This window comes from Ralstonia sp. AU12-08, assembly GCF_000442475.1.
In the GTDB taxonomy this organism is placed as follows: domain Bacteria; phylum Pseudomonadota; class Gammaproteobacteria; order Burkholderiales; family Burkholderiaceae; genus Ralstonia; species Ralstonia insidiosa.
On the sequence record NZ_ASZV01000046.1, the window covers coordinates 38,846 to 63,785 of the forward strand.

General features: G+C 63.8%; 21 protein-coding genes. 17 read left to right on the forward strand and 4 right to left on the reverse strand.

The window, feature by feature from the left end; genetic code table 11:
• Nucleotides 1-10: 10 nt before the first annotated feature.
• Nucleotides 11-985 carry an alpha/beta hydrolase gene (locus tag C404_RS50535; RefSeq protein ID WP_021196459.1) on the forward strand — a complete coding sequence of 325 codons (975 nt, stop codon included), beginning with the start codon at nt 11-13 and terminating at the stop codon, nt 983-985.
• A gap of 65 nt (nt 986-1,050) precedes the next feature.
• On the forward strand, nt 1,051-1,863 hold the full coding sequence (locus C404_RS50540; RefSeq protein WP_031329842.1) for a hypothetical protein: 813 nt from the start codon (nt 1,051-1,053) through the stop codon (nt 1,861-1,863).
• A gap of 14 nt (nt 1,864-1,877) precedes the next feature.
• Here the strand turns inward: C404_RS50540 and C404_RS50545 are convergent, their stop codons facing one another.
• Nucleotides 1,878-2,387, reverse strand: coding sequence for a gluconokinase (locus tag C404_RS50545; protein WP_031329843.1), 510 nt, complete (start codon nt 2,385-2,387; stop codon nt 1,878-1,880).
• Nucleotides 2,388-2,609: 222 nt separating this feature from the next.
• Between C404_RS50545 and C404_RS50550 the strand changes: the two genes are divergently transcribed.
• From C404_RS50550 to C404_RS50565, 5 genes are all read left to right on the forward strand, one after another.
• Nucleotides 2,610-4,325 carry an AMP-binding protein gene (locus tag C404_RS50550; protein ID WP_021196462.1) on the forward strand — a complete coding sequence of 572 codons (1,716 nt, stop codon included), beginning with the start codon at nt 2,610-2,612 and terminating at the stop codon, nt 4,323-4,325.
• 714 nt (nt 4,326-5,039) lie between these two features.
• Nucleotides 5,040-6,341, forward strand: coding sequence for a hypothetical protein (locus tag C404_RS50555; RefSeq protein ID WP_021196463.1), 1,302 nt, complete (start codon nt 5,040-5,042; stop codon nt 6,339-6,341).
• Between the two features lie 125 nt (nt 6,342-6,466).
• Nucleotides 6,467-6,919: a hypothetical protein gene (locus tag C404_RS0130295; RefSeq protein ID WP_031329844.1), complete on the forward strand. Its 453-nt coding sequence runs from the start codon at nt 6,467-6,469 to the stop codon at nt 6,917-6,919.
• A 28-nt stretch (nt 6,920-6,947) separates the two neighbouring features.
• Nucleotides 6,948-7,652, forward strand: coding sequence for a C39 family peptidase (locus C404_RS50560; RefSeq protein ID WP_031329845.1), 705 nt, complete (start codon nt 6,948-6,950; stop codon nt 7,650-7,652).
• A gap of 27 nt (nt 7,653-7,679) precedes the next feature.
• Nucleotides 7,680-8,243: a hypothetical protein gene (locus C404_RS50565; protein WP_021196466.1), complete on the forward strand. Its 564-nt coding sequence runs from the start codon at nt 7,680-7,682 to the stop codon at nt 8,241-8,243.
• 29 nt (nt 8,244-8,272) lie between these two features.
• Here C404_RS50565 and C404_RS50570 read toward each other — a convergent pair whose 3' ends face one another.
• The 3 genes from C404_RS50570 to ilvA form a co-directional block, all read right to left on the reverse strand.
• Nucleotides 8,273-9,598: an acetate kinase gene (locus C404_RS50570; RefSeq protein WP_021196467.1), complete on the reverse strand. Its 1,326-nt coding sequence runs from the start codon at nt 9,596-9,598 to the stop codon at nt 8,273-8,275.
• A 223-nt stretch (nt 9,599-9,821) separates the two neighbouring features.
• Nucleotides 9,822-10,658 (reverse strand): NADPH-dependent 7-cyano-7-deazaguanine reductase QueF, encoded by an 837-nt coding sequence (gene queF / locus C404_RS50575; protein ID WP_021196468.1) that lies wholly within the window; start codon nt 10,656-10,658, stop codon nt 9,822-9,824.
• 23 nt (nt 10,659-10,681) lie between these two features.
• The gene (gene ilvA, locus C404_RS50580; protein ID WP_021196469.1) at nt 10,682-12,202 is read right to left on the reverse strand and encodes a threonine ammonia-lyase, biosynthetic; all 1,521 of its coding nucleotides are present in this window, start codon (nt 12,200-12,202) and stop codon (nt 10,682-10,684) included.
• A 678-nt stretch (nt 12,203-12,880) separates the two neighbouring features.
• Here ilvA and C404_RS50585 point away from each other — a divergent pair.
• The 10 genes from C404_RS50585 to ubiE all read left to right on the forward strand — a co-directional run bounded on the left by C404_RS50585 (nt 12,881) and on the right by ubiE (nt 24,845).
• Nucleotides 12,881-13,384 carry an inclusion body family protein gene (locus C404_RS50585; protein ID WP_021196470.1) on the forward strand — a complete coding sequence of 168 codons (504 nt, stop codon included), beginning with the start codon at nt 12,881-12,883 and terminating at the stop codon, nt 13,382-13,384.
• 112 nt (nt 13,385-13,496) lie between these two features.
• A complete protein-coding gene (locus tag C404_RS50590) occupies nt 13,497-14,039 on the forward strand; it encodes an AidA/PixA family protein (protein ID WP_021196471.1) in 543 nt (180 codons plus the stop codon).
• 90 nt (nt 14,040-14,129) lie between these two features.
• Nucleotides 14,130-15,065, forward strand: coding sequence for an ion channel (locus tag C404_RS50595; RefSeq protein WP_021196472.1), 936 nt, complete (start codon nt 14,130-14,132; stop codon nt 15,063-15,065).
• 43 nt (nt 15,066-15,108) lie between these two features.
• Nucleotides 15,109-16,356, forward strand: a complete 1,248-nt coding sequence (locus tag C404_RS50600; RefSeq protein ID WP_021196473.1) for a nucleoside recognition domain-containing protein — start codon at nt 15,109-15,111, stop codon at nt 16,354-16,356.
• 57 nt (nt 16,357-16,413) lie between these two features.
• The gene (locus tag C404_RS50605; RefSeq protein WP_021196474.1) at nt 16,414-16,995 is read left to right on the forward strand and encodes a YqaA family protein; all 582 of its coding nucleotides are present in this window, start codon (nt 16,414-16,416) and stop codon (nt 16,993-16,995) included.
• A 200-nt stretch (nt 16,996-17,195) separates the two neighbouring features.
• A complete protein-coding gene (locus C404_RS50610; protein WP_021196475.1) occupies nt 17,196-21,221 on the forward strand; it encodes a DUF3683 domain-containing protein in 4,026 nt (1,341 codons plus the stop codon).
• Nucleotides 21,218-21,661 carry an HIT family protein gene (locus C404_RS50615; RefSeq protein WP_021196476.1) on the forward strand — a complete coding sequence of 148 codons (444 nt, stop codon included), beginning with the start codon at nt 21,218-21,220 and terminating at the stop codon, nt 21,659-21,661. The genes C404_RS50610 and C404_RS50615 overlap by 4 nt, the downstream gene beginning before the upstream one ends.
• A gap of 103 nt (nt 21,662-21,764) precedes the next feature.
• Nucleotides 21,765-23,609, forward strand: a complete 1,845-nt coding sequence (locus tag C404_RS50620; RefSeq protein WP_021196477.1) for an ABC transporter ATP-binding protein/permease — start codon at nt 21,765-21,767, stop codon at nt 23,607-23,609.
• 24 nt (nt 23,610-23,633) lie between these two features.
• Nucleotides 23,634-24,050, forward strand: coding sequence for a gamma-butyrobetaine hydroxylase-like domain-containing protein (locus C404_RS50625; protein WP_021196478.1), 417 nt, complete (start codon nt 23,634-23,636; stop codon nt 24,048-24,050).
• Between the two features lie 63 nt (nt 24,051-24,113).
• Nucleotides 24,114-24,845, forward strand: a complete 732-nt coding sequence (gene ubiE / locus C404_RS50630; protein WP_021196479.1) for a bifunctional demethylmenaquinone methyltransferase/2-methoxy-6-polyprenyl-1,4-benzoquinol methylase UbiE — start codon at nt 24,114-24,116, stop codon at nt 24,843-24,845.
• Nucleotides 24,846-24,940 lie beyond the last annotated feature (95 nt).

Sequence of the window (24,940 nt, forward strand, 5' to 3'; positions counted from 1 at the left end):
GGGCCGCGCGATGAGTTGGCAGAACTGGGTCGTCTCGTGGAAGGTGCGCAGGCAGATCAAGAGGCCGACCGAACGGGAGCCGTTTGACCCAGTCGCCACGCGCATCGGCGCGGAGAAGCGGAAGATGCCGTCGCCAGTGGAGCTGCCGCCGGACTGGCGCATCGTGCCTGCCGATGGGGCCAACGGCGGCGGCCTGACCGGCGAGTGGATCGAACCCGCCGATCTCGACATGCTGGATGACCCGCCGCCCGTGGTGCTCTACCTGCACGGCGGCGGTTACTTCTTCTGCAGCCCCCGTACGCATCGCCCCATCACGATCGGCCTGGCCACGCATGCGCGCTCGCGCGTGCACGTGCCGGACTACCGCCTGGCGCCCGAGCACCCGTTTCCTGCGGCCATTGAAGACGCGTTGGCGAGCTATCGCACGCTGCTGGCGCATGGGGTGTCGCCCGGGCAGATCGTGGTGGCTGGGGATTCGGCAGGGGGCGGGTTGGCGCTGGCGTTGCTGGTAGCGTTGCGCGACGCGGGGGACCCACTGCCAGCCGGCGCGATCCTCTACTCGCCTTGGACGGACCTGGCCGCCACCGGCCAGAGCCTGATCGACAACGACGAATCCGACGTGATGTTCCGCGGCGCGTGGATGGCCTATGGCGCCACGATCTACCTGGGCGATTCGGGCATGCCGGTGGATCATCCGCTGGTGTCGCCGCTGTATGCGGACTTCACCGGTTTGCCGCCGCTGCATTGCTACGTGAGCACCAGCGAGGTGCTGCGCGACGACACTCTCCGAATGGCCGAGCGTGCGCGGGCTGCCGGGGTATCCGTTTCGGTAGAAATGGGCCGCCGGCTTCCGCACGTGTGGCCGATCTTCTATCCTTTTCTTCCAGAGGCGCGCATTGCGCTCAAACGATCGGGTGAGCAGATCAGACGACTGGTCGCCGCTCGACGTGAGAACCGAGAACCGGTGGAACTGACGCCGGCATGATCTGACTGGAGGCCCCGCAAGCATGCTCGCGCCCCAGTCAGCCAAGCGCAGACGGGGAGCCCAGCATGCGTCGGGTGTTGGTTTTGGGGTTGGCGCTGGCATGCGTTGTCGGCGCGGGTGTGTGGACGCGGCATGACCGTGCGCGGTTGGCCGATGTCCGGTTTGCGCCCATCGAGACGGTTGCCGCGGCATCGGCTGGCGGACAGATCGTTGGGACGGCCGTGCCGGTCAGCACATCTGCCCCCAAGAGCTACTGGCTGAAGATCTGCGACGAGAAGCTCGGGCCGATGGCGGTGACAGTGCACGCCAACGAAACCCCACTGACGTTTTCCAACGACCGTTCCGTCGGCCAGTTGACCGCTGAGGCGCCGCCCTATGATCGTGCTGCCCGCGTCCTGGGCAAGACCTACGCCACCCTTAGCGCGCAGTTCGACGTCACCACGCACTACATCGCATTGCCGACGCAGCCGCCCACCACGTGCCTGCGGCCTTCGGTGGATGTGGAGTTGGTCCTGAGTGATTTTCGTGTGACGGTGGCGCGTGAGTTCGCGCCCGGCAGTTGCGCCTACAACGCCATCCGCGAACACGAATTGCGTCATGTGGCCGTCAACCGCGCTGTGCTGCCGCGTGCGGCAGAGGTGATCCGCAAGGAGATCCAGCGCGAATACGGTGGGCGGCTTTACTTTGGCGACCCGGACCGCATTGCCGCCGAGTTGGAGACGCAGTTGACGCGCCACTGGCTGCCGCGCGCGCAGTCGCTGATCCAACTGGGTTTGCAGGCGCACGAGCAGATCGATACGCCGCAAGAGCAGGACCGCATGAGCCGCGTCTGCAACGGCCAAGTGCAAGCCGTGCTGCAGCAGCTTGTACGCAGCTAGCGCGCTGCCGACGGTCAGGCCGCCGGGCGATGCACGGCGCGTGCCTGCAGTTGCGTGACAGCCTCGTTGACGATGCTGTCGGGCGGCAGGGCGATGTCGACGACGATGGCGTCAGTCGGCTCTTCCAGCGCGTCAAACTGGCTGCGCAGCAGATTCGGGTTGAAGAAGTGGTCCTTGCGTGCGGCCAGACGGCCTTGCAGCAGATCGAAGTCGCCTTTCAGGTAGACGAACTCGGTGTTGCCGGTCTTGCCACGCAGCACGTCGCGGTAGCGCTGCTTGAGTGCGGAGCAGGCAACGACCAGCGAGCCGCCGCCACTCGTGGTCTCGTCCATGTAGGTGCGGATGGACTCGAGCCAGGGCTTGCGGTCGTCGTCATTGAGCGGGATGCCGGCGTGCATCTTGGCGCGGTTGGCGTCGCTGTGGAACTCGTCGCCATCACGGAACGCGCAGCCCAGACGCTCGGCAATCTTCTGGCCCACCGTCGATTTGCCGCAACCCGAAACACCCATCACTACAACAATCATCACGCATCCCACAGGCAAAAACGTCAGTCCGGCATGTTAGCGCGTTGACGGTGCTGGCCGCCGATTTTTGCTGCTGCGGCGCAGCAATTGTTCCGCGTCATTGTTCGTCAGGGAACGGATTGCCAAATGCGTCAAGCTGCGTCAAATTGCGGAGCAACAAGCAGCAGAAAGTCATTCAAAACAAGGTCTCAAAAGGACCAACGTTGACTGGAGGAGACGTCCATGGCTGGTGAAGGTTTCGATCCGTGCCCACGCAACGGCATGTCGTACGTGGTGGGGGATACGGAGGTGCCGCTGGCGCACGTAACAGTGCCCGCGTTGCTGGAAGCGACGGTGAATCGCTACCCCGACGCGGAGGCGGTAGTGTTTCGCGAGCAGGGTGTGCGCTGGACATGGCGCACCTTTGCCGAACAGGTTGATGCGCTGGCCGCCGGCCTGCATGCGCTGGGGCTGGAGCGGGGCGACCGCATCGGCATCTGGTCGCCCAACCGCTATGAATGGGTGCTCACGCAGTTTGCGACGGCGCGCCTGGGGCTCATCCTCGTCAACATCAACCCGGCGTATCGGCTCTCGGAGCTGGAATACGCACTCAACAAAGTCGGCTGCAAGGCCATCGTGGCGGCCGAGGCGTTCAAGACTTCGCGTTACCTGGAGATGCTGCAGACGCTCGCCCCCGAGTTGGCGAGCGCACAACCCGGGGCATTGAACGCGGCCAAGCTGCCTGCACTGCGCTGGGTGATCCGGATGGGCGAGGCTGTCACGCCCGGCATGATCAACTTTGCCGACGTCATCACCCGTGGAAAAAGCGTACCCATTGATGCGTTGGATGCCATCACCAACACGCTGTCGCCGGACGATGCCATCAACATCCAGTTCACCAGCGGAACCACCGGCGCGCCCAAGGGCGCCACGCTCACGCACGTGAACGTGGTTAACAACGCGCGCTTTGTTGCTATGGCGATGAACCTGCAGGCCGGCGATCGGCTGTGCATTCCCGTGCCGCTGTACCACTGCTTCGGCATGGTCATGTCGGTGCTCACGTGCACTGCCACCAGTGCGTGCATGGTGTTTCCGGGTGAGGCCTTTGACCCGCTCGCCACCCTGCGCGCCGTGGCCGAAGAGCGCTGCACGCAACTGCACGGCGTGCCGACCATGTTCATCGCGCAACTCGATCATCCGGATTTCAAGACCTTCGACGTATCGAGCCTGCGCGGCGGCATCATGGCCGGATCGCCGTGCCCGATCGAGGTGATGAAGCGCGTGGTGTCGGAGCTGAACCTGCGCGAAGTCACCATTGCGTATGGCATGACGGAGACGAGCCCCGTGTCGTTCCAGAGCGCCGTGACGGACCCGCTCGACAAGCGCGTGACCACCGTCGGCCGCATTCAGCCGCATCTGCAGGTCAAGCTGGTGGATGGTGTGGGCGACACCGTGCCGGTGGGCGAGAAGGGCGAGCTCTGGACCAAGGGCTATTCGGTCATGCTCGGCTACTGGGATGACGAGACCAAGACCGCCGACTCCATCCATGACGGCTGGATGCGCACGGGTGACCTGGCAACGTTCGATGCCGAGGGCTACTGCAACATCGTCGGCCGTGTGAAGGACATGCTCATTCGCGGTGGCGAGAACGTGTACCCGCGCGAAATCGAAGAATTCCTCTTCCGCCACCCAAAGGTGCAAGCCGTCAACGTGTTTGGGGTGCCCGACCCGAAGTACGGTGAGGAGGTGTGCGCCTGGATCGTGCTCAAGCCCGGCCAGCAGGCGACGGAGGATGAGATCCGCGAATTCTGCAAAGGCCAGATCGCGCACTACAAGGTCCCGCGCTACATCCGCTTCGTCACCGAGATGCCGATGACGGTCACGGGCAAGGTACAGAAGTTCGTCATGCGCGACCGCATGATCGAAGAACTCAAGCTGACCGTCGCAAGAACGGCCTGAGCGGCCTGAGCAGGCGCCGCGCGCGGTTTCTCCGCTGAAATGTGAACCGGTTGCGCACGGTATGTCGTTGCCATGACGATGCTTGCCGTGCGCAGTTTCTTATGCGTTTCCTGCTAAGGCGCAGTGCGAAAACCGAAACGCTGACGCTGCGTGCGTCTTGCCGATAGGAGGCACTCGCAGGAAAGCGCCGCGCGCGCTTGGCGCTCCCGCTGCACCTCTTTGCGATCACATGTCAATTCCGTTGCAACGTGCGTGACGGGATGCACGCTCCTGATCAACGCCGGCTCGCGCAATGTGAGCCTTGATGCGCCGATGTATCAACGTTGAAACACCTTGAAAGGGAGCGCACTCGAACACCCGCGGGAGCGCAATCCGCCGGCCAGATCTTGGTCTTGGCCCGATGGCAGAACAGCGCCGGCACCGCAGCCGCAAGATTGCTGTTTCAGCACTGCAACCAGATCGCGCGAGCAGCTACTCCAAAAAGAGTATGCCTTGGCACGATTCCACTTGATCGGCCACGCACTGCGGGCGCCAGCCCTTGATTTCACAGTGTTTTCAATGCTTCGGCGATGCGGCGCGCAATCGCGCGGGCAGGTGGCACTGAATATGCGAACACGGCACCCCGGGGTGGGTGATGTTTTTTCCCACAGGCAAGGCGCGCTGGCCCCGTCGGCTGCGCTTCCAACCGCCCCTCTCACCTTTATGGAGTGCGTTATGAAGAAGACCTTACTGGCCACCGCGATCGCCATGGGATTGGGGGTCTCAGGCGTTGCACTGGCTGATATCGGGAATTCGGCGTCAGGCCCGGGGACTCAGACCCAGACCAACACGTCCACCATCACCAACACCACGACTACAACAAGCACGGACAGCAGTACCCATACAAAAACCAAAGCGACTGACAACTCCAATCAGCACAACAACCAAAGCCAAGGCAACGACCGCGACAACAGCGGCGCTTCCACTGCCTCCGGCTACGGCACCGCGGCTGCCAACAATGGCAGCACTTCAACTGCAACCTTCAGCAATGCCTTCAACTCCAGCAAGGCGATTGCCATCTCCAAGCTCGAAGGTACGGTAACCAACCTCAGCGTATCGGGCATCGGCAACATCGCCACCAACAATGGCGGTAGTGCCAATGGTGGCGGTGGTGGTCACGGTGGCAATGGCTATGGTGGCGTCGGCGTGGGCGGCAACGGCGGCAATGGCGGTGCAGGTGGCGCCGGCGGCAGCGGCGGCTCGGGCGGCAGCTCGGGCAGCGTCACGCACGGCAGTGCGACCAACGGCAGCGCATCGGCCGGCAATGGTGGTGATGGCGGTAATGCCCATGGCAATGCCGGCGCAGGCGGTGCGGGTGGTGCTTCTGGCACGCTGTCTGCCAGCCTTGGCGCAGGCCTGGGTGGCTTGGCAGGCAGTGCCAGTGCGGCCGGAGGCGGCAGCGGTGGCAGTGGCGGCGGTGCCGGCAGCAGCGGTGGAGATGCCAACCATCATCATGGCGGCGGCTCGGCTACAGGCGGCGCGGGTGCTGCAGTCGGTGGCAACGGCGCGGCAGGTGGTACAGGAACCGCTGGCACATCGACGGCCACCGGCGGTGCAGGCACAGGCACCAGCACAGCAACCGGCACCAGCACGGGCGGCGCAGGCGCAGCAGGTGGCGCAGCTACCAACCTTGCCGGCAACGGCGGTGCGGGTGGTGCCGCAACCAACGGCAGCGCAACCAATGGCTCAGCCTCGTCCACGGCCGGCAACGGTGCTGCGGGCGCAACGGGCGCGGTGGGTGCAGCAGGCGGCGCTGGCGGCACTGGCAACGGTGGCGTTGGCAATGGCGCAGTCGGCGGTGCGGGTGGCGCTGGCGGTACGGTGGCGGTGGATGCGGGCACGTTCAACATGTCCAATGCCATGACCAGCGTCGGCCAGTCGGCTGCCGGGGTGATGATCGCAAACCAAAACAGCGGCTTTGCATCGCTCATCCAACAAAGCGTCAATGTGCAGGCCAACCTGAGTGTCGGCCACTGAGCCGGCACCAGGCTTGAGCGGGGAAGTACCGCCGCTACCTTGGTAGCGGCGGCTGACAGGGCCGGACCGGGCAACCAGGTCCGGCCCCCGTCGGAACCGCAGTTGGGGCATCTGGGAGAGATTCGATGCGATCCGACAGAACAACAGCAGGATGGGCGGCATGGTTCCTGACATGTGGCCTTGTGGCGGTGCCTGCAGCAACGGCAACGCTGGCGATGGCGGCGGAGGATGTGCCGGTCGCGAACGATCTTCAGACAGCCAACGTGGAAGCGGTGCGTCCCCCGGTCGCCGCGCCCGCGTCGGTGCCTGCGCTTGTGCCAGGCCTGGGTCATGCGATCGATGCAGACAAGCTCGAACGCTATCGCGGTGGGACACAGGACCTGTACCAGACCGTCAACGACGCGCGCCTTTCGGGCACGGTGAGCAACGACACCGCCGTCAACGTGGCGACGGGTTCGAACATCGTGGGCGGTGGCTCGTTCACCAACGCTGCCGGTATCCCCACGGTCATCCAGAACAGCGGAGCGAACGTGCTGATCCAGAACTCCACCATCGTCAACGTGCAGTTCAGGCCTTGATGCGATGACGGCGATGCGAGGTGGGGCGATGCGACGAATGTGGAGCGCGGCGCTGATCCTGGGCGCGTGCGGGCTGGCGGCTGTGTCGACCGCCGTGCCGACATTCGCCGGTTCGATCGACATGCTTGGTACGGGCGGCGCGACCTACAACGTGCCGGTCACGAGCATGAAGGAGGCGCGTTTCCTGCGCACGATCCATCAGCGCTTCGACTTCAGTTGCGGTTCAGCTGCCGTGGCGACACTGCTGACTTACCAGTACGGTTATCCGGTGAGTGAGCAGACGGTGTTCCAAGCCATGTATGTCAATGGCGATCAGGAGAAGATCCGGCGAGAAGGCTTTTCGCTGCTCGACATCAAACGCTATCTGGAGTCGCAAGGCTTTCAGGCCGATGGTTTCGAGCAGCCGCTGGATGCATTGAACGGCGCCCACTTGCCGGCCATCGTGCTGCTGAGCGAGAACGGCTATCACCACTTCGTGGTGGTCAAGGGCGTGCAGGAAGGGCGTGTGCTGGTGGGCGATCCGGCCATGGGCACGCGCGCGATCCCACGCGCGAGTTTCGAGCGCATGTGGGACAACCATTTGCTGTTCGTCATCCATAACCGTGAAGAGCGTGCAACGTTCAACGCGGGATCGGATTGGCACGTTGCACCGCGCGCGCCGCTGGACGAAGGGGTGGACCGCACCGGCCTGGGGAACATCGTGATCCCCAAGCACGGTCCGTCCGACTTCTGACAGCGGTATGCAGCGCAGGAGGGCACCATGAGATGGTTTGGCGGGGTGCTGTGGGCGGCGGGCACGCTTGTGCTGGCCGGGTCCGGTCATGCGCTGGCGGCAGGCATGGACGGTGACACTGAAACCGTGGATGGCCCGCGCGTGAATAACCCGGTCCATGCATGGAAAGCCGTATCGGAAGACCGGCTCGACGACATGCGCGGCGGGTTTGATGTGCCCTCGGCCGCGGGGTTGCGCATCGCATTCGGCATTGATCGCGCGGTCTACGTCAATGGGGATCTGGTCGCGAGCGTGTCAGTCAACATTCCCGACATCGCGCGCATAACGACCACGCAGGCGCAGCAACTTGCAAACGTGGTCAACACCGTCAACGTCGTGCAGAACGGGCCGAACAACAACGTTGCGCCGCCCGACGTTGCAGCGGGTGCGGCAGCGGCCGCCACGGTCATCCAGAACAGCCTGAACAACCAGACCCTGCAGGCGATCACGACCATCAATGCGGCGGTCAACAGCCTGCCGCAGTTCCGTCAGCTCAGCCTCAACGGCGCGCTGCAGAGTGCGCTGGCCAACGTGGTGACGGGCTTGCACTGAAGCCGAAGCCGCGTCAGCACGTCAGCGCATCAGAACTGGATCGGCAAGCGCAGCGTGACCGTCAGGTCGGGCGTGTCGCGCGTGAGGCCGGCACCCACCGACAGGTTCAACGTCATCTTGGGCGAGATGCGGTACGAGTAGCCCACCAGCAGCGTGCCCAGGATGGTGCGCACCGAGCCCGGCACGCGCTGGCCGTTCTGCTGGGTCGGCCCGATGATGCTCTGGTCGTACCCGATCGAGAACGAGGCCTTTTCGTTCAACGCCAGCCCCATGCCGAAGTTCAGGCCGATGATGTCGCCGGCCTTGACGTTGCCCAGGAACTGCTGCGAGCCGTCCACGAGGTTCAGGCTGACACCTTTGCGCTCGAAGTTGTGCAGGTAGCTGATGCTGCCGAAGAACACTGCCGGGTCGGTCGGATACAGCCAGGTCAGGCCCGGCTGCAGCGCGTAGAAGCCCGAGCCGGTGGGTTGCTGTAGCGGCAGGCCGGTGCCCGTGGTGTTGCTCACGCAGCGTGTCACGCAATCGGTGGTGACTTCAAACGGGTCTTTGCCGGTGCGTGTCTTGAAACGCAGCCAACCGATGGTGAACGGCTTGTCGACGCCGCCTGCGCTGATCTGGTAGCGCGCGGTCATCTCCACGTCGCCAATGCCGTGGCCCCGCGAACTGAAAGCGTTGTCGGTTGCCGTGCCCGTGAAGATCTCGCGGCTGACGGTGTCGTTCGTGCTGTACACATAGGGCATGCGCAGTTCCAGCTCCCAGCGCTTGGCCAAGCCATAGCGCACGGCCAGCGTGCTGGTGAGCGTGGTGGTCTTCACCTGCCGCACGTCAATCAGCCCGATCAGCAGCGCGGGGATGATGGTGTAGCCCACCAGCGCCACACGGTCCGACGACGAATACGCCATCTGCAGCGAGGGCTCGACCACGAACTTGCCCGGCGGCGTGAGTGCGCTGGGCTCGTCAAAGATCTGCGCGATGCGCGGTGGCTGGTCGGAAGGTTCCGGCGGCTTGCCAACCGGCGTGTTGCCAGGCTGGCCGTTGTTCTGCGCCATCTGTGCAGCGGCCTCGCCGGAGGAAGCATCTCCCCCCGCGCCGGGCGCACCGGCACCGCGCACGGTGTCGAGCTCGCTCATACCGAGCGCGCGCCGCATGTGCCGCAGATGGGTTTCCTGCTGCTGGATCGAGCGCTTCAATTCCTGCAGGCGCGCCTGCGTATCGGCAAGCTCGCGCTGCAGCGCTTCCAGGCTGGGTGGTTTGTCGTCCACCAGCTCGTTTGTCTGTGCAAGGACCGGCCTGCCGCATAACAGCAGGCACGCGCACGTAACCGCACGTAGCGGCCCCCATGGTGCGTTCTTCATGGCAATGTCCCCCGTCGAGAGCGCCCTCTCCACGAAAAGTGGAGTGGCCCTTCACGATTCCCCCGGGTGGCTTACTGCGGTATCACTATAGGCGAGCGGGCGTGAAACGATAGGGCCATCGTGTACCCAAAATGGAGGAGGCGCGCGTGTTCGTTTGGTGGATCGCTCAAGCAAGAAAAAAGGCGCCCGAAGGCGCCTGGCGTGTCTTGCCAAGGGTCAGTACTTACTGACGCGCATTCCGGAGGTTATCCGGCCACGGCGTGTTGTAGTTCGTGCGGAACGGGTTGATGTCCAGCCCGCCGCGCCGCGTGTAGCGTGCATACACCGCCAGCTTGACCGGGCGGCACTGGCGCAGGATGTCGGTAAAGATGCGCTCGACGCACTGCTCGTGAAACTCGTTGTGTTCGCGGAACGAGATCAGGTACTTGAGCAGCGCTTCCTGGTTGATTGGCGCACCCACGTAGCGAATCTGCACGCTGCCCCAGTCGGGCTGGCCTGTCACCAGGCAGTTGGACTTGAGCAGGTGAGAGACCAGTGTCTCCTCCACCGGGCTTTCCTCTTCGTCCGCATGCAGCAGTTCCGGCGTGGGCTGGTAGACATCGGTCTCGATGTCCAGGCGATCGAGCAGCAGGCCGTCAAGCTCGTGCATCTTCTGCCGTGCAAACTCTTCCTGCGGCACGATGCGCACCTGCACCGGTGCGCCGCACGCTTCCGACAGATCGTGGTGGATCAGTTGCTGCAGCGCCTCGTATGAGGCCACCTTGGTCTGGTTGAACGAATTCAGATACAGCTTGAACGATTTCGACTCAACGATGTTGGGCGAATCCGCCGGCACGATCACGGTGCCGATGGCCACCTGCGGCTTGCCCCGCAGGTTCAGCCACGACAGTTCATACAGGTTCCACAAGTCCACGCCGAAGAAGGGCAGGGCGGTGCCGGCGGGCAGGCCGATCTCGTCGCGCTTGCCCTGGCGCGGAATCGGAAACAGCAGGCTCGGGTCGTACTCCGTCTTGTAGGCGGAGGTTTTGCCCAGCGGCGAATGTTCGGGTTGGTTGCTCATGACAAATGCTCTGCGCAGGCCGATCAGAGGAACAGGCTGTAGACCGGGTTCTCGCTCTCGTCCCAATAGGTATAGCCCAGCGTGGTGAGGAACGCCTTGAACTCGCGCTTCTCGTTCTTCGGCACCTGGATGCCGACGAGGATGTTGCTCGAATCCGCGCCCTGATTACGGTAGTGGAACAGGCTGATGTTCCAGTTCGGGCTCATGCTGGAGAGGAACTTCATCAGCGCGCCCGGCCGCTCCGGAAACTCGAAGCGGTAGAGGTGTTCGTTCTCGGCCAGCGGTGAGCGCCCACCCACCATGTAGCGGATGTGCTGCTTGGCGAGTTCGTCGTTCGACAGGTCCAGCGTCGGGAAGCCGTGTTTGCGGAAGTTGTCGGCAATCTTGTCGCCTTCTGCACGCGACGCGATTTGCACGCCCACGAAGATGTGCGCAGCGTCCTTGCTGGCAATGCGGTAGTTGAACTCAGTCACGTTGCGCGACCAGCCGACCAGCTCGCAGAAGCGCTTGAAGCTGCCGCGCTCTTCCGGAATCGTCACGGCAAATACGGCTTCGCGTGCCTCGCCCACTTCGGCGCGTTCGGCCACGAAGCGCAGGCGGTCGAAGTTCATGTTGGCGCCGCTGGCCACGGCCACCAGCGCTTCGTTCTTCAGCTTGTGGGTCTCGGCGTACTGCTTGAGGCCAGCCAGTGCCAGCGCCCCTGACGGCTCCAGCAGGCTGCGCGTGTCCTGGAACACGTCCTTGAGCGCCGCGCAGATCGCATCCGTATCCACGGTGATGATCTCGTCGACCAACTCGCGCGTGATGCGGAACGTTTCCTTGCCCACCAGCTTGACGGCGGTGCCGTCGGCAAACAGACCCACGTCCTTCAGCTCGACGCGCTTGCCGGCCGCCACCGAACGCGCCATCGCGTCCGAATCCACGCTCTGCACGCCGATCACCTTGATGTCAGGCCGCACGGCCTTCACGTAGGACGCGATGCCCGAAATCAGCCCGCCACCGCCAATCGAGCAGAAGATGGCGTGGATCGGTGCGGGGTGCTGGCGCAGGATTTCCATGGCGATGGTGCCCTGGCCGGCAATGACTTCCGGATCGTCGAACGGGTGCACGAAGGTGTAGCCGTGCTTCTCCTGCAGCTTGGCGGCGTGGGTGTACGCGTCGGAATAGCTCTCGCCATGCAATACGACTTCGACCCACTCGCCGCCGCGCGAGCGCACGCCGTCAATCTTCAACTGCGGCGTGGTCACCGGCATGCAGATCACGGCCTTGCATTCCATGCGGGCCGCGCTGAACGCCACGCCCTGCGCGTGGTTGCCGGCCGATGCCGTAATCACCCCGCGCTTGCGCTCGGCCGGCGTGAGCGAGGCCATCTTGTTGTAGGCGCCGCGCAGCTTGAACGAGAACACCGGCTGGTCGTCTTCGCGCTTGAGGTAGACGCGGTTGCCGGTGCGCGCCGACAGGTTGGGCGCGAACTTCAGCTCGGTTTCCAGCGCGACGTCATAGACCTTCGCGGTCAGGATCTTCTTGAGGTAATCGATGGCCATGGTGCGGACCGGGTTGGACGTGGGGAGAGCCCGTAAGCCTAACACGTGCCTTCTTGCCTGCATGTCTGGGCAAAGCAGCCGCACGCTTGCTGCCGAGGGTGCAGCGCCCCCGCTGGATGGGGTGTCGAGTTCGATGCGAATTACGTCTGAGCTTAGAAAATTACAGCATCAATTGTTTGGTTTGCGACGGGTAATTGGATGGAACGCTGATTAATATGATTTTGCCGATGCAGTCTTCTGGTTAATCGGTATCGGATGACTGCAAATAAGTGCACATAATCGTTTCGATGTTAAGTGACGGGATAATGACTCAGGGGGATTCAAAGCAATCAAGCGATCCACAGCAGCAACTGTAGACGGGGCGGGGTATCGCCAGCGGCGCCCAGGAGACACCACGGCGCCGGGCGATTGTGCGAGGCAAAGCCCTCGGCTGCGCGGGAACCGCAGCGCCTCCCTCGTTATTGCAGTGCAGGACACACCATGACCGGCCGCGCGGCGCGCTGTTTTTCCGCATAGGCAGGCGAGCGCAGAAAATCTTCGATTCAGAGTCCAGGGATTTGCGTTGATTTTGATCGACGCGGGGATGCTTTTGCCTTCTGAATCGAATTGCAGCGGTGTTGTTCACGAGCCGGCGTGAAATTCCGGCACCAACCAACCCTTCCTTTCAGGAGAGCAGCCATGTCTCGAATTACCGATGTGCTGGTCAGCATTGATACGGAAGCCATTCTCAAGCAGTACGGCAAGAACAACAGCCAGGGCAATCCGCCCAACATCGACGCCCGGTACGTCTACATGACGGTCACGCAAGGTCAGGCCATCAGCGGCCAGGCGGGTGGCGAACTGAACGTTGCGGCGGCGGTGGGTGACGTGATCCGCTGGCGCGAGACGTCGCTGTCGCTGAGCTTCGAGCAAAGCTGCATTTTCTATAAGTTCATCGGCAACCAGGGCGGCGACCTGATCTCGCCGCCGGCACTGCGCGAGGCTGAAGTGGTGGTGCCCGTGCCGAACCCGGGGGATCCGAGCAAGTACAAGACGCAGAAGGTGTCGAACTTCTACTGGACCTGCGACACGCTCAAGGTGGGCCACGTGACGTATCACTTCCAGTTCATGATCGTGGATCGTAGCGGCGCACTGTGCGGCTGCTATCAGTGGGACCCGTTCATCACCATCCGCAACGCCTAAGCACGGACTGCGCGCCGCATCGCGTGTCGAGTTCTGCGGCGCCGTTCCGTTCATGCGAGACGCAGCCTGCCAGTGCGGCAGCTGCGCTCGCGCCTTTGTGCCAGGAGCGACGATGTCTGCCTCGGAACCGTCTTCCCACCATGGCGCATCTGCCCCCGTGGTCGATGTGCTGCTCGTGTTCGACACGTCTATGCTGCTCGCCCGCCATCCCGACGCGAGCCTGCGTGCAGAGGCGCCAACGCTGACCGACGCTGACGGCTGCTACCTGCTTGCGCCCGCCGTGGATGAACTGACTGCCCGCAATGACGGCCGCCTACGGATCGTCGCGCCCGTGGGGGCGCACGTGCGTCTGCGCTCGTCCACGCTGGCAATGCGCGCAGAACATCTTGCCGTGGTCTCGGGTTTTCATCCGGCGGATGAAGATGTGCTGTCGGATGCCAGATTGGTCATCAAGGACGATGTGGAGCTGACGGTGCCACCTACCAGCGAGACCGGCGCGTTCGTGCGCCGCCCCGCGATCGACTACTACTGGCAGAGTCGCGTGCGTGCGCATGGCACAGTCGACGCCCAGCTTGATGCCATCCTGACCGACCGTGCCGGCGAGACCATCGGCTGCTTCCGCTGGAGCATCGTCGTCGACGTCACCACGCCCTGAGCCGGCGAGTGCTGGCCGCCGCGCCTTGTGTGCCGGGCGTTGCAGTCGGTACACTGCCCCGCGATCCATCACGGGGGAGGGCAGGGCATCATGGGCACCAAGGCGTTCTTTTCCCGGTTGCCGCGCACGGGCAGGCGCCGGGGCCGCAAAGTCTGGTCCGGCACCCAGCAGGTCATCGCGTACGGTATGCCGTCGCTGGGCTGGCGCGACATCTATCACCACGCGCTGGAGGTCAACTGGCCGACCTTCTTCGGCATCCTGGCGGGGCTCTTCCTGACCCTCAACGCCGTGTTTGCGGGGTTGTATTCGCTGGGCGATGCGGCCATCGCCAATCAGTCGCCGGCAGGCTTTGCGGGGGCGTTCTTCTTCAGTGTCGAAACGCTCGCCACCGTCGGCTACGGCGACATGCACCCGCAGACGATGTATGCCCACATCATCGCCACGCTGGAGATCTTCATCGGCATGTCGGGCATCGCCATGGCAACGGGGCTGGTGTTTGCGCGGTTCTCGCGTCCGCGCGCCAAGATCATGTTTGCGCACAACGCCGTCGTGCGGCCGCTCAACGGCAAGATGACGCTGATGGTGCGGGCGGCCAATGCTCGGCAGAACGTCATCGCTGAGGCCACCGCCAAGCTGCGTCTGCTGCAGGATGAGCGCTCGCCCGAGGGCTACTCGATCTACCGCATTCGCGATCTGCATCTGGAGCGCAGCGAGCATCCGATCTTCCTGCTCGGCTGGGTCATGATGCACGTGATCGACGAGACGAGCCCGCTGTACAACGCCACCCCCGAGTCGCTCGCCGCCGGCGATGCGCTGCTGATGCTCACCATCTCGGGTTCGGACGAAACCGCCGCGCAAACCCTGCAGGCCCGTAACGCCTGGCGGCACGACGAGATCCGCTGGGGCTACCGCTACGTCGACCTGATGCGCGACGACGAGAACGGCGTCACGCATGTGAACTACGACAACTTCCACAAGATCGTACCTGTGGATGTGCCGGCCGAGGAACCGGCCCAGGCACAATGAGCGGCTTGTCCGAATCACCTCAACGCGCCAACGCACAACATCCGTGGCCCTGAACCTCGTCTGGCTGGCTTTCTTCCTCGTCGCTTTCGTCACGGCCTGTGTGCAGGTGCTGCAGGGCGACATGGAAGTGTTCTCCCGCATGCTGACCGCCATGTTTGATGCCGCGCGCACCGGCTTCGAGATCGCGCTGGGCCTGACCGGCATGATGGCGCTGTGGCTCGGCATCATGCGCGTGGGCGAGCGCGCCGGGGTGGTCGACTTGTTTGCGCGGCTGGTGAACCCGCTGATGCGACACCTGTTTCCGTCCGTACCCGCCGGCCACCCGGCCAACGGCGCGATGATGATGAACGTGTCGGCCAACGTGCTGGGCCTGGACAACGCGGCCACGCCGCTGGGCCTGCAGGCCATGCGCGAGCTGCAGCAGATCAACCCGCAACCGCAGCGCGCCAGTGACGCGCAACTGATGTTCGTGGTGCTCAATACGGCGGGCGTGACGCTGGTGCCCACGTCCGTCATCGCCATCCGTCAGGCCATGGCGGTCAAGCAGGGGTTGGTGGGCTTCAATGCAGCGGACATCTTCCTGCCGACCCTGCTGTCCACCTTTATCGGCTTCTGCGCGGGCATCGGGGCGGTGGCAGCCTATCAGCGCATCAACCTGTTCAAGCCGGCGCTGCTGGCGTATTTCGGCGGCTTTATCGTGGCGATGGGGTTGTTGTTTGCGTGGCTGCACCAGTTTCCGCCGCAGCAGATGGCGGCCTGGATCGGGCTGATCGGCGCGGGCTCCATCCTCACCATCGTGGTGGCATTCCTGGCGTGCGGGGCGATCCGCCGCATCAATGTCTACGAAACCTTTGTCGACGGGGCCAAGGATGGTTTCCAGGTGGCCATCGGCATCGTGCCGTACCTGGTGGCGGTGCTGGTAGGCATCGCCGTGTTCCGCGCAGCCGGCTGCATGGATGTGCTGATGCAGGGGCTCTCGGCATTGTTCTCGCACCTCGGCATCGACACGCGTTTTGTACCGGCACTGCCCGTGGGGCTGATGAAGACGTTGTCTGGCGCAGGCGCGCGCGGCCTGATGGTCGACGTGATGACCACCTACGGCGTTGACTCCTTCCAGGGCAAGCTGGCCGCCATCATCCAGGGCTCCACCGAAACCACGTTCTACGTGCTGGCCGTGTACTTCGGCAGCGTCGGCATCAAGGACACACGCTACGCGCTGGCCTGCGGGCTGTGGGCCGACCTGATCGGGCTGATCGGCGCCGTGTTCATCGCCTATCTGTCCTTCGGCTGACCGGGTAGGGCCGCCCCCAAGCGACGTCGCGGCCGCACGCCCACTACAATCGACCGCATGGAACAGTGGATCGACACGCTTTTTGCCACGCTCGCCTTGCCCAAGGTCGGGCTGCCCGCCATCTTTCTCGTCAGTTTCATCTCGGCGACCCTCTTGCCGCTGGGCTCTGAGCCAGCAGTCTTCGCTTACATCAAGCTCAACCCGGAGATGTTCTGGCCGGCCATCATCGTGGCCACCGTCGGCAACACGCTGGGCGGCGTGGTCGACTGGTGGATGGGTTATGCGGCCAAGCTGGCGCTGGTGCGCTACCACCTGGCTCGCCGCCGCCGCCAGCATGATGCCGAGCACGCCCAGCACGTGCCGCACCCCAAGCGCCATCGCGCGCCGCCGCTCGACAAGAAGTACTTCCGGTGGATGCGCCGTCTTGGGCCGGTGTCGCTGCTGGTGTCATGGCTGCCCGGCATTGGCGACCCGCTCTGCACGCTGGCCGGCTGGTTGCGCCTGAAGTTTTGGCCGAGCGTGATGTACATGGCCATCGGCAAATTCCTGCGCTATCTGGTCATGACCGGGGCGTTGATGACGCTGCCCGATGACTTCTGGCACGGCATCCTGGGCTGGATCAAGAACCTCATGATGTGACGTTTGCGTGGCGTATTCGTCACGTATTTCTCTCGGCATGGTTCGCAAGCCATTGAAAACGCGGCAATTTTTGCGTCCATGCTCTTGGCATGGGATACCGTTGTTGCGGCGCATCAACGTTGAAGCTTGCAGTACAATCGCCCTTTAAAGACCGCGCGGCCAAGACAGTCTTTGCCGTGCTCCCTCCCCAGCGGCACGCCATGAATGCCCCACTTCTGATCGACGCCAAACTCGCGGCGCACGACGCTGCGCCCCGGCTGCGCGAGATTCCCTATAACTACACCTCGTTCTCGGATCGGGAAATCGTCATTCGTCTGCTGGGCGAGTCGGCATGGCAGATCCTGCACGAGCTGCGCGCTGAGCGCCGCACTGGCCGATCGGCACGCATGCTGTACGAAGTGCTGGGCGACATCTGGGTGGTGCGCCGCAACCCGTATCTGCAGGACGATCTGCTCGAGACGCCCAAGCGTCGGCAGATGCTGATCGACGCGCTCAATCACCGCCTGGCAGAGATCGAGAAGCGCCGCGTGGCCGACCACGATTCGCACCACGACCCGGAAGGCGATGTACGTGCCAGCAAGGTCGAGCAACTGGTCGTGCACGCCCGCCGTGCGGTGAAGGCGTTCCAGGAAGAATTCGCCCAGGTGTACGACCTGCGCCGCCGCGCCCAGAAGGTGCTCGGCCGCGTCACCGCCAAGGACAACATCAAGTTTGATGGCCTATCGCGCGTGTCGCACGTGACGGACGCCACCGACTGGCGCGTCGAATACCCGTTCGTGGTGCTGACGCCCGACACGGAAGAAGAGATCGCCGGCATCGTCAAGGGCTGCTTCGAGCTGGGTCTGACCATCATCCCGCGCGGAGGCGGCACCGGCTATACCGGCGGCGCCGTGCCGCTCACGCCGTTCTCGGCGGTCATCAACACCGAAAAGCTGGAGCGCCTGGATGCGGTCGAACAGACCGACCTGCCGGGCGTCGACCACCCTGTGGCGACCATCTATTCGGGCGCTGGCGTGGTTACGCGCCGTGTGGCGGAAGCCGCGGAGAAAGCGGGTCTGGTGTTTGCCGTGGACCCAACCTCGATCGACGCTTCGTGCATCGGTGGCAACGTCGCCATGAACGCAGGCGGCAAGAAGGCCGTGCTGTGGGGCACCGCGCTGGACAACCTCGCCTGGTGGCGCATGGTCGATCCGGACGGCAACTGGCTGGAAGTCCAGCGCCTGAACCACAACCTCGGCAAGATCCACGATGCGCCGCTCGTCACGTTCGAGCTGAAGTGGTTCGACGGCAATGCGCCGGTCGGCAGCAAACTGCTGCGCACCGAGACGCTCACCATCGAAGGCCGCAAGTTCCGCAAGGAAGGCCTCGGCAAGGACGTTACCGACAAGTTCCTGGCCGGCCTGCCCGGCGTGCAGAAGGAAGGCTGCGACGGCATCATCACCAGCGCGCGCTGGATCTTGCACCGCATGCCCAAGTCGATCCGCACCGTGTGCCTGGAGTTCTTCGGCCAGGCGCGCGATGCGATTCCGAGCATCGTCGAAATCAAGGACTACCTCGACGCCGAGACCAAGAAGCCCGGCGGCGCGATCCTCGCGGGCCTGGAACACTTGGACGAACGCTACCTGCGCGCGGTCGGCTACGCCACCAAGAGCAAGCGCAACGCGTTCCCGAAGATGGTGCTGATCGGTGACATCGTTGGTGACGACGATGACGCCGTGGCGCGCGCCACCTCGGAGGTGATCCGCCTGGCCAATGGCAAGAGCGGCGAAGGCTTCGTGGCCGTGAGCCCCGAGGCACGCAAGAAGTTCTGGCTCGACCGCTCGCGCACGGCGGCCATTGCCAAGCACACCAACGCCTTCAAGATCAACGAAGACGTGGTGATCCCGCTCAACCGCATGGGCGAGTACACCGACGGCATCGAGCGCATCAACATCGAGCTGTCGATCAAGAACAAGCTCAAGCTGGCCGACGCGCTGCAAGATTTCTTTGCACGCAACGACCTGCCGCTGGGCCGCACCGACGACGCCAACGAGATCCCCAGCGCCGAGCTGCTGGAAGACCGCGTGCAACAGGCGCAGCAACTGGTGCGCAGCACGCGCGCCCGCTGGCAGTACTTGCTGGACCATCTCGACACGCCGGTGAATGCGGCGCGCGCCAGCCTGATCGGTGTCGGCCTGGGTTACCTCGCGCAGACCATCGACGACCGTCTGGTGAATCAGCCGGACGCCAACCTGTTCCACCTGCTGCAGGACCGCACGATCCGTGTGTCGTGGAAGGCGGAGATCCGCGCCGAGCTGCGCAAGATCTTCAACGGCGGCGAGTTCAAGCTGATCCTCGACGAGGCACAGGCGATTCACAAGAAGGTGTTGCGCGGCCGCGTATTCGTGGCGCTGCACATGCACGCCGGCGACGGCAACGTGCACACCAACCTGCCGGTCAACTCGGACGACTACGACATGCTGCAGGACGCCCACAAGGCGGTGGCCCGCATCATGACGCTGGCGCGTTCGCTCGACGGCGTGATCTCGGGCGAGCACGGCATCGGCATCACCAAGCTGGAATTCCTGACCGACGACGAGATCGCTGACTTTGCCGCTTACAAGCGCCGCGTTGATCCGAACGGTCGCTTCAACAAGGGCAAGCTGCTGCGCGACATCAACGACCCGCAAGGATTGGCGGCTGACCTGCGCAACGCCTACACTCCGTCGTTCGGCCTGATGGGGCACGAGTCGATCATCATGCAGCAGAGCGACATCGGCGCCATCTCGGAGTCGATCAAGGACTGCCTGCGCTGCGGCAAGTGCAAGCCGGTGTGCGCCACGCACGTGCCGCGCGCCAACCTGCTGTACAGCCCGCGCAACAAGATTCTCGCCACCTCGCTGCTGATCGAAGCCTTCCTGTACGAAGAGCAGACGCGCCGTGGCGTGTCGGTCAAGCACTGGGAAGAGTTTGCCGACGTGGGCGACCACTGCACGGTCTGCCACAAGTGCGTGACGCCATGCCCGGTCAAGATCGACTTTGGCGATGTGTCGATGAACATGCGCAACCTGCTGCGCAAGATGGGGCAGAAGAAGTTCAACCCCGGTACCGCCGCGTCGATGCTGTTCCTGAACGCGACCAACCCCGAGACCATCAACCTGACACGCAAGGTGATGATCGACTGGGGGTTCAAGGCACAGCGCCTGGGTCACGACATCCTGAAGAAGTTCGCCAAGAAGCAGACCGCGCATCCGCCCGCCACGGTGGGTAAGCCGCCGGTGCGCGAGCAGGTGATCCACTTCATCAACAAGAAGATGCCGGGCAACCTGCCCAAGAAGACGGCGCGCGCGCTGCTGGATATCGAGGACAACGAGATCGTCCCGATCATCCGCAACCCGAAGGCGACCACGCCCGACAGCGAGGCCGTGTTCTACTTCCCGGGCTGCGGCTCGGAGCGGCTGTTCTCGCAGGTGGGGCTGGCCACGCAGGCGATGCTGTGGCACGCCGGTGTGCAGACCGTGCTGCCGCCGGGCTACCTGTGCTGCGGTTATCCGCAGCGTGGCTCGGGTCAGTACGACAAGGCCGAGAAGATCGTCACCGACAACCGCGTGCTGTTCCACCGCGTGGCCAACACGCTCAACTACCTCGACATCAAGACGGTGGTGGTGAGCTGCGGCACGTGCTACGACCAGCTTGCAGGCTATGAATTCGACAAGATCTTCCCGGGTTGCCGCATCATCGACATTCACGAATTCCTGCTGGAAAAGGGCGTGAAGATCGACGGCGTGCAGGGTACGCGCTACATGTACCACGACCCCTGCCACACGCCGATCAAGACGATGGACCCGACCAAGCTGGTCAACCAGCTCATGGGCGGCAACCTGGGTGCTGACGGCCAGACCCGCGCAATCGAGAAGAACGATCGCTGCTGCGGCGAGTCAGGCACGCTGGCGGTTTCGCGTCCGGACATCTCCACGCAGGTCCGCTTCCGCAAGGAAGAGGAGATGAAGAAGGGCGCCGACAAGCTGCGTGCTGATGGCCAGAGCGGCCAGGCGTTCGACGGCGACGTGAAGATCCTCACGAGCTGCCCGGCCTGCCTGCAAGGTCTGTCGCGCTACACCGAAGATGTCTCGGTGCAGGCTGACTACATCGTGGTCGAGATGGCGCGCCACGTGCTGGGCGAGAGCTGGCTGGAAGACTACGTCGCCCACGCCAACGCCGGCGGCATCGAGCGGGTGCTGGTGTGACGACGGGCGAGCGGTCACCGGGCTGCGCGCTGTGCGAAACCGACGGCGGCGAGCCTGTCTGGCGCAATGCCCGGGCGCGCGTCGTGCTGGTTGAGCACGCGCGCTTCCCGGGGTTCTGCCGCGTGATCTGGAACGACCATGTGGCAGAGCAGACCGACCTGTCGGACGCTGATCGCCACTGGCTGATGGAAGTGGTCACGCGTGTAGAGCGTGTGCTACGCGCCGAACTGGCGCCGGACAAGATCAACCTCGCCAGCTTCGGCAACTTCGTGCCGCATCTGCACTGGCATGTCATTCCACGCTACCGGTGGGACACGCATTTCCCAGAAGCCGTGTGGGGTCCTGCCCAGCGTGAGCCGGATGCCGCGCGCATGGCCGAGGTGACGGCCAAACTGGCGGCGCTATCCTACGCACTGCAATCGGCGCTCGCCGACGTTTGAGTCGTCGGCGCCAACCGCTTGTAACGCATCGGCACGCCCTGCGCGGAACCCCCATGGCGCGTCGTCCGTCTCATTTTCTTTCTGACGCGTCACCGCCATCGCCATGACGACACCGCGCACTGCCGCCACGCCCGATTCCCATAAAGACTCCATTGCCGAGCTGAATGTCCATCACGGCAGGTTGAACCTGTCCGAGACGTGGCAACTCATCAAGCCGTTCTGGGTGTCCGAGGTCCGCTACAAGGCCTGGGGGCTCTTGGCGCTGGTCGTGGCGCTCAGCCTGTTCGTGGTCTACATGAACGTGCTGTACACCGACTGGAACCGGCTCTTCTATAACGCGCTGGAACAGAAGGACAAGACCGAGTTCTGGCACCAGCTCGGGCGTTTCTCGTGGATTGCCGCGCTGATCATCATCGCGTCCGTGCTGCGGCAGTACTACACGATGATGCTGCGCATGCGCTGGCGGACATGGATCACCGGCAGTTTCGTCGACAATTGGCTCGGCAAGCAGGCGTTCTACCGCCTGGAGCAGACGCACACTGCCGACAACCCCGACCAGCGGATTGCCGACGACCTGCGCAACTTCACCGACGCCACGCTCACGCTGGCGCTGGGTTTTCTCAATGCGGCGGTCACGCTGGTGTCGTTCTTCGGGATTCTGTGGGCGGTGTCGGGGCCGCTGGCGTTTGCGCTGGGTGGGCATGACTTCATCATCCCCGGATACATGGTGTGGTTCGCGCTGCTGTACTCGGTGCTGGGCTCGGTCATCATCCACTTCGTCGGGAGGCCGCTGATCGGGCTGTCGTTCCAGCAGGAGCGCTACGAAGCGTATTTCCGTTTCCTGCTCGTGCGCGTGCGCGAGAACAGCGAAAGCATCGCCCTGTACTGTGGCGAGCCTACCGAAAAGGCGATCCTGCGCGGCCGCTTCGAGCGCATCCGTGCCAACTGGGATCAGCTGATGGACTACACGCGGCGCCTGAATTTCGCCAGCTCCGGCTATGGGCAATTCGCCATCATCTTTCCGTTCCTGGTCTCTGCGCCGCGCTACTTTGGCGGCACGCTCACGCTGGGCGGCATGATGCAGGTGGCGACCGCGTTCGGGCAGGTGCAGGGTGCGATGTCGTGGTTTGTCGACAACTACAGCACGCTGGTGAGCTGGAAGGCCTCCACCAACCGTCTGATCGAATTCCAGCGTGCCATGCGCGCCGCCGAGCGCGAAGAAGAACACCGCGCCGGCATCCAGGACATCGAAGTCGAGACCGCCGCCGTGCCTGCCATCGAGGCACGCGGTCTGGCGCTGAATCTGCCCAACCACACGCCTGAAGACATGTTGGTCGAACCCTTCGATATGACGCTCGTGCGCGGTGAGCGCGTGCTCGTCAATGGTCCGTCGGGTTGCGGCAAGAGCACACTGGTGCGCGCCGTGGCCGGCATCTGGCCGTACGGCAATGGCCAGATCAAGATTCCGGAAGACGCAAGCGTGCTGTTCCTCCCGCAGCGCAGTTACTTGCCGTCCGGCACGCTGGCGGATGCGCTGTCGTACCCCAAGCTCGCCACCGAGTACACCGCCGAGCGCCTCTCGCAGGTGCTGATCGCCTGCCGCCTGCCGGCACTGGTCGATCTGCTCGATGAGGTCAGCAACTGGAGCCTGCGTCTTTCGCCTGGCGAGCAGCAACGCCTGGCCTTTGCGCGCGCCTTGTTGCAGCGCCCCGACTACCTCTTCCTTGATGAGGCCACCAGCGCACTCGATGAAGATACCGAGGCGTTCATGTACAGCCTGATGCTCGAATCGATGCCGGATGTGACCATCGTCAGCGTGGCGCACCGCAGCACCGTGGCACGATTCCACCATCGCCGTCTGCGCTACATCCCCGAGGGCGATCCGTTGACTGCGGTAAGCTATCGGGTGGTGGAAGAGCCTGCGCACATGGCGTTGGCGGCTTCCTGAAACACAATCACAGAGACGTTTTTCATGGCAGGACTTTCCGCCGACACCCCGCACCCGACCGGCATTACCGTGCACACGCAATCGCGCGTGCTGGAGATCGCCTTTGCCGATGGCAAACAGTTCCGCCTGCCGTTCGAATACCTGCGCGTGCTGTCGCCGTCGGCTGAAGTGCAGGGGCATGGGCCGGGGCAGGAAGTGCTGCAGACCGGCAAGCGCGAGGTGGGCATCACCGGTGTGGAGCCGGTCGGCAACTACGCGATCCGGCCGTTGTTCTCCGATGGCCACGATTCCGGCATCTTCGATTGGGCCTACCTGTACCGCCTCGGCATTGAACACGACGCGCTGTGGCAGGCCTATCTCGACCGGCTGGCCGCCGCCGGCCTTGACCGCGACGCCCCGATGGCCGCCAACGCCGGCCATGCCTGTGGCCACAGCCACTGACTCCCGATTCACTTCGCGGCGCATGCGCGCCCGAACGCAACCCAATTCGCATTTCTTTCTGTCATGAGCCAAACCCACTTCGGATTCGAGAAGGTCGACGAGCGCGAGAAGGCCGGCAAGGTCGCCGGCGTGTTCCATTCCGTCGCCAGCAAGTACGACGTGATGAACGACCTGATGTCCGGTGGACTGCACCGCGTCTGGAAGATGTTCACCATCGCCCAGGCGGCCGTGCGTCCGGGCTTCAAGGTGCTCGACATCGCGGGCGGCACGGGTGATCTGGCCAAGGCCTTCGCGCGCCAAGCCGGCCCCACCGGCGAGGTGTGGCTGACCGACATCAACGAGTCGATGCTGCGCGTCGGCCGCGACCGCCTGCTCGATGCGGGTGTGCTCACGCCCAATTGCCTGTGCGACGCCGAGCACATTCCCTTTCCAGATGCTTACTTCGACGTAGTGACAGTGGCATTCGGCTTGCGCAACATGACGCACAAGGATCGCGCGCTCGCCGAGATGCGCCGTGTCGTCAAACCGGGCGGCAAGGTGATGGTGCTGGAGTTCTCCAAGGTGTGGCAGCCGCTGGAGAAGGCCTACGACGTGTATTCATTCAAGGTGCTGCCGTGGTTGGGCAGCAAGGTGGCCGGCGATCCTGAGAGCTACCGCTACCTGGCCGAGTCCATCCGCATGCACCCCGATCAGGAAACGCTCAAGCAGATGATGGAACAGGCCGGGTTGGACTCGGTCGAATACTTCAACCTGACGGCAGGTGTCGTGGCCCTGCACGTCGGTCGTCGCCTCTGATTGACGGTTTATCCGATCCATCAGATGGGCGATGCAGCGTACTGCGACGATATGCCACGACGGTACACATTGAATTTCGGCGTTGACGTCATCAT

What these genes read in the sequence shown, in the direction of transcription:
- C404_RS50535 (WP_021196459.1), top strand. Translation starts at nt 11, where the DNA reads ATGAGTTGGCAGAACTGGGTCGTCTCGTGGAAGGTGCGCAGGCAGATC.
- C404_RS50540 (WP_031329842.1), top strand. Translation starts at nt 1,051, where the DNA reads ATGCGTCGGGTGTTGGTTTTGGGGTTGGCGCTGGCATGCGTTGTCGGC.
- C404_RS50545 (WP_031329843.1), bottom strand. Translation starts at nt 2,387, where the DNA reads ATGATTGTTGTAGTGATGGGTGTTTCGGGTTGCGGCAAATCGACGGTG.
- C404_RS50550 (WP_021196462.1), top strand. Translation starts at nt 2,610, where the DNA reads ATGGCTGGTGAAGGTTTCGATCCGTGCCCACGCAACGGCATGTCGTAC.
- C404_RS50555 (WP_021196463.1), top strand. Translation starts at nt 5,040, where the DNA reads ATGAAGAAGACCTTACTGGCCACCGCGATCGCCATGGGATTGGGGGTC.
- C404_RS0130295 (WP_031329844.1), top strand. Translation starts at nt 6,467, where the DNA reads ATGCGATCCGACAGAACAACAGCAGGATGGGCGGCATGGTTCCTGACA.
- C404_RS50560 (WP_031329845.1), top strand. Translation starts at nt 6,948, where the DNA reads ATGCGACGAATGTGGAGCGCGGCGCTGATCCTGGGCGCGTGCGGGCTG.
- C404_RS50565 (WP_021196466.1), top strand. Translation starts at nt 7,680, where the DNA reads ATGAGATGGTTTGGCGGGGTGCTGTGGGCGGCGGGCACGCTTGTGCTG.
- C404_RS50570 (WP_021196467.1), bottom strand. Translation starts at nt 9,598, where the DNA reads ATGAAGAACGCACCATGGGGGCCGCTACGTGCGGTTACGTGCGCGTGC.
- queF (WP_021196468.1), bottom strand. Translation starts at nt 10,658, where the DNA reads ATGAGCAACCAACCCGAACATTCGCCGCTGGGCAAAACCTCCGCCTAC.
- ilvA (WP_021196469.1), bottom strand. Translation starts at nt 12,202, where the DNA reads ATGGCCATCGATTACCTCAAGAAGATCCTGACCGCGAAGGTCTATGAC.
- C404_RS50585 (WP_021196470.1), top strand. Translation starts at nt 12,881, where the DNA reads ATGTCTCGAATTACCGATGTGCTGGTCAGCATTGATACGGAAGCCATT.
- C404_RS50590 (WP_021196471.1), top strand. Translation starts at nt 13,497, where the DNA reads ATGTCTGCCTCGGAACCGTCTTCCCACCATGGCGCATCTGCCCCCGTG.
- C404_RS50595 (WP_021196472.1), top strand. Translation starts at nt 14,130, where the DNA reads ATGGGCACCAAGGCGTTCTTTTCCCGGTTGCCGCGCACGGGCAGGCGC.
- C404_RS50605 (WP_021196474.1), top strand. Translation starts at nt 16,414, where the DNA reads ATGGAACAGTGGATCGACACGCTTTTTGCCACGCTCGCCTTGCCCAAG.
- C404_RS50610 (WP_021196475.1), top strand. Translation starts at nt 17,196, where the DNA reads ATGAATGCCCCACTTCTGATCGACGCCAAACTCGCGGCGCACGACGCT.
- C404_RS50620 (WP_021196477.1), top strand. Translation starts at nt 21,765, where the DNA reads ATGACGACACCGCGCACTGCCGCCACGCCCGATTCCCATAAAGACTCC.
- C404_RS50625 (WP_021196478.1), top strand. Translation starts at nt 23,634, where the DNA reads ATGGCAGGACTTTCCGCCGACACCCCGCACCCGACCGGCATTACCGTG.
- ubiE (WP_021196479.1), top strand. Translation starts at nt 24,114, where the DNA reads ATGAGCCAAACCCACTTCGGATTCGAGAAGGTCGACGAGCGCGAGAAG.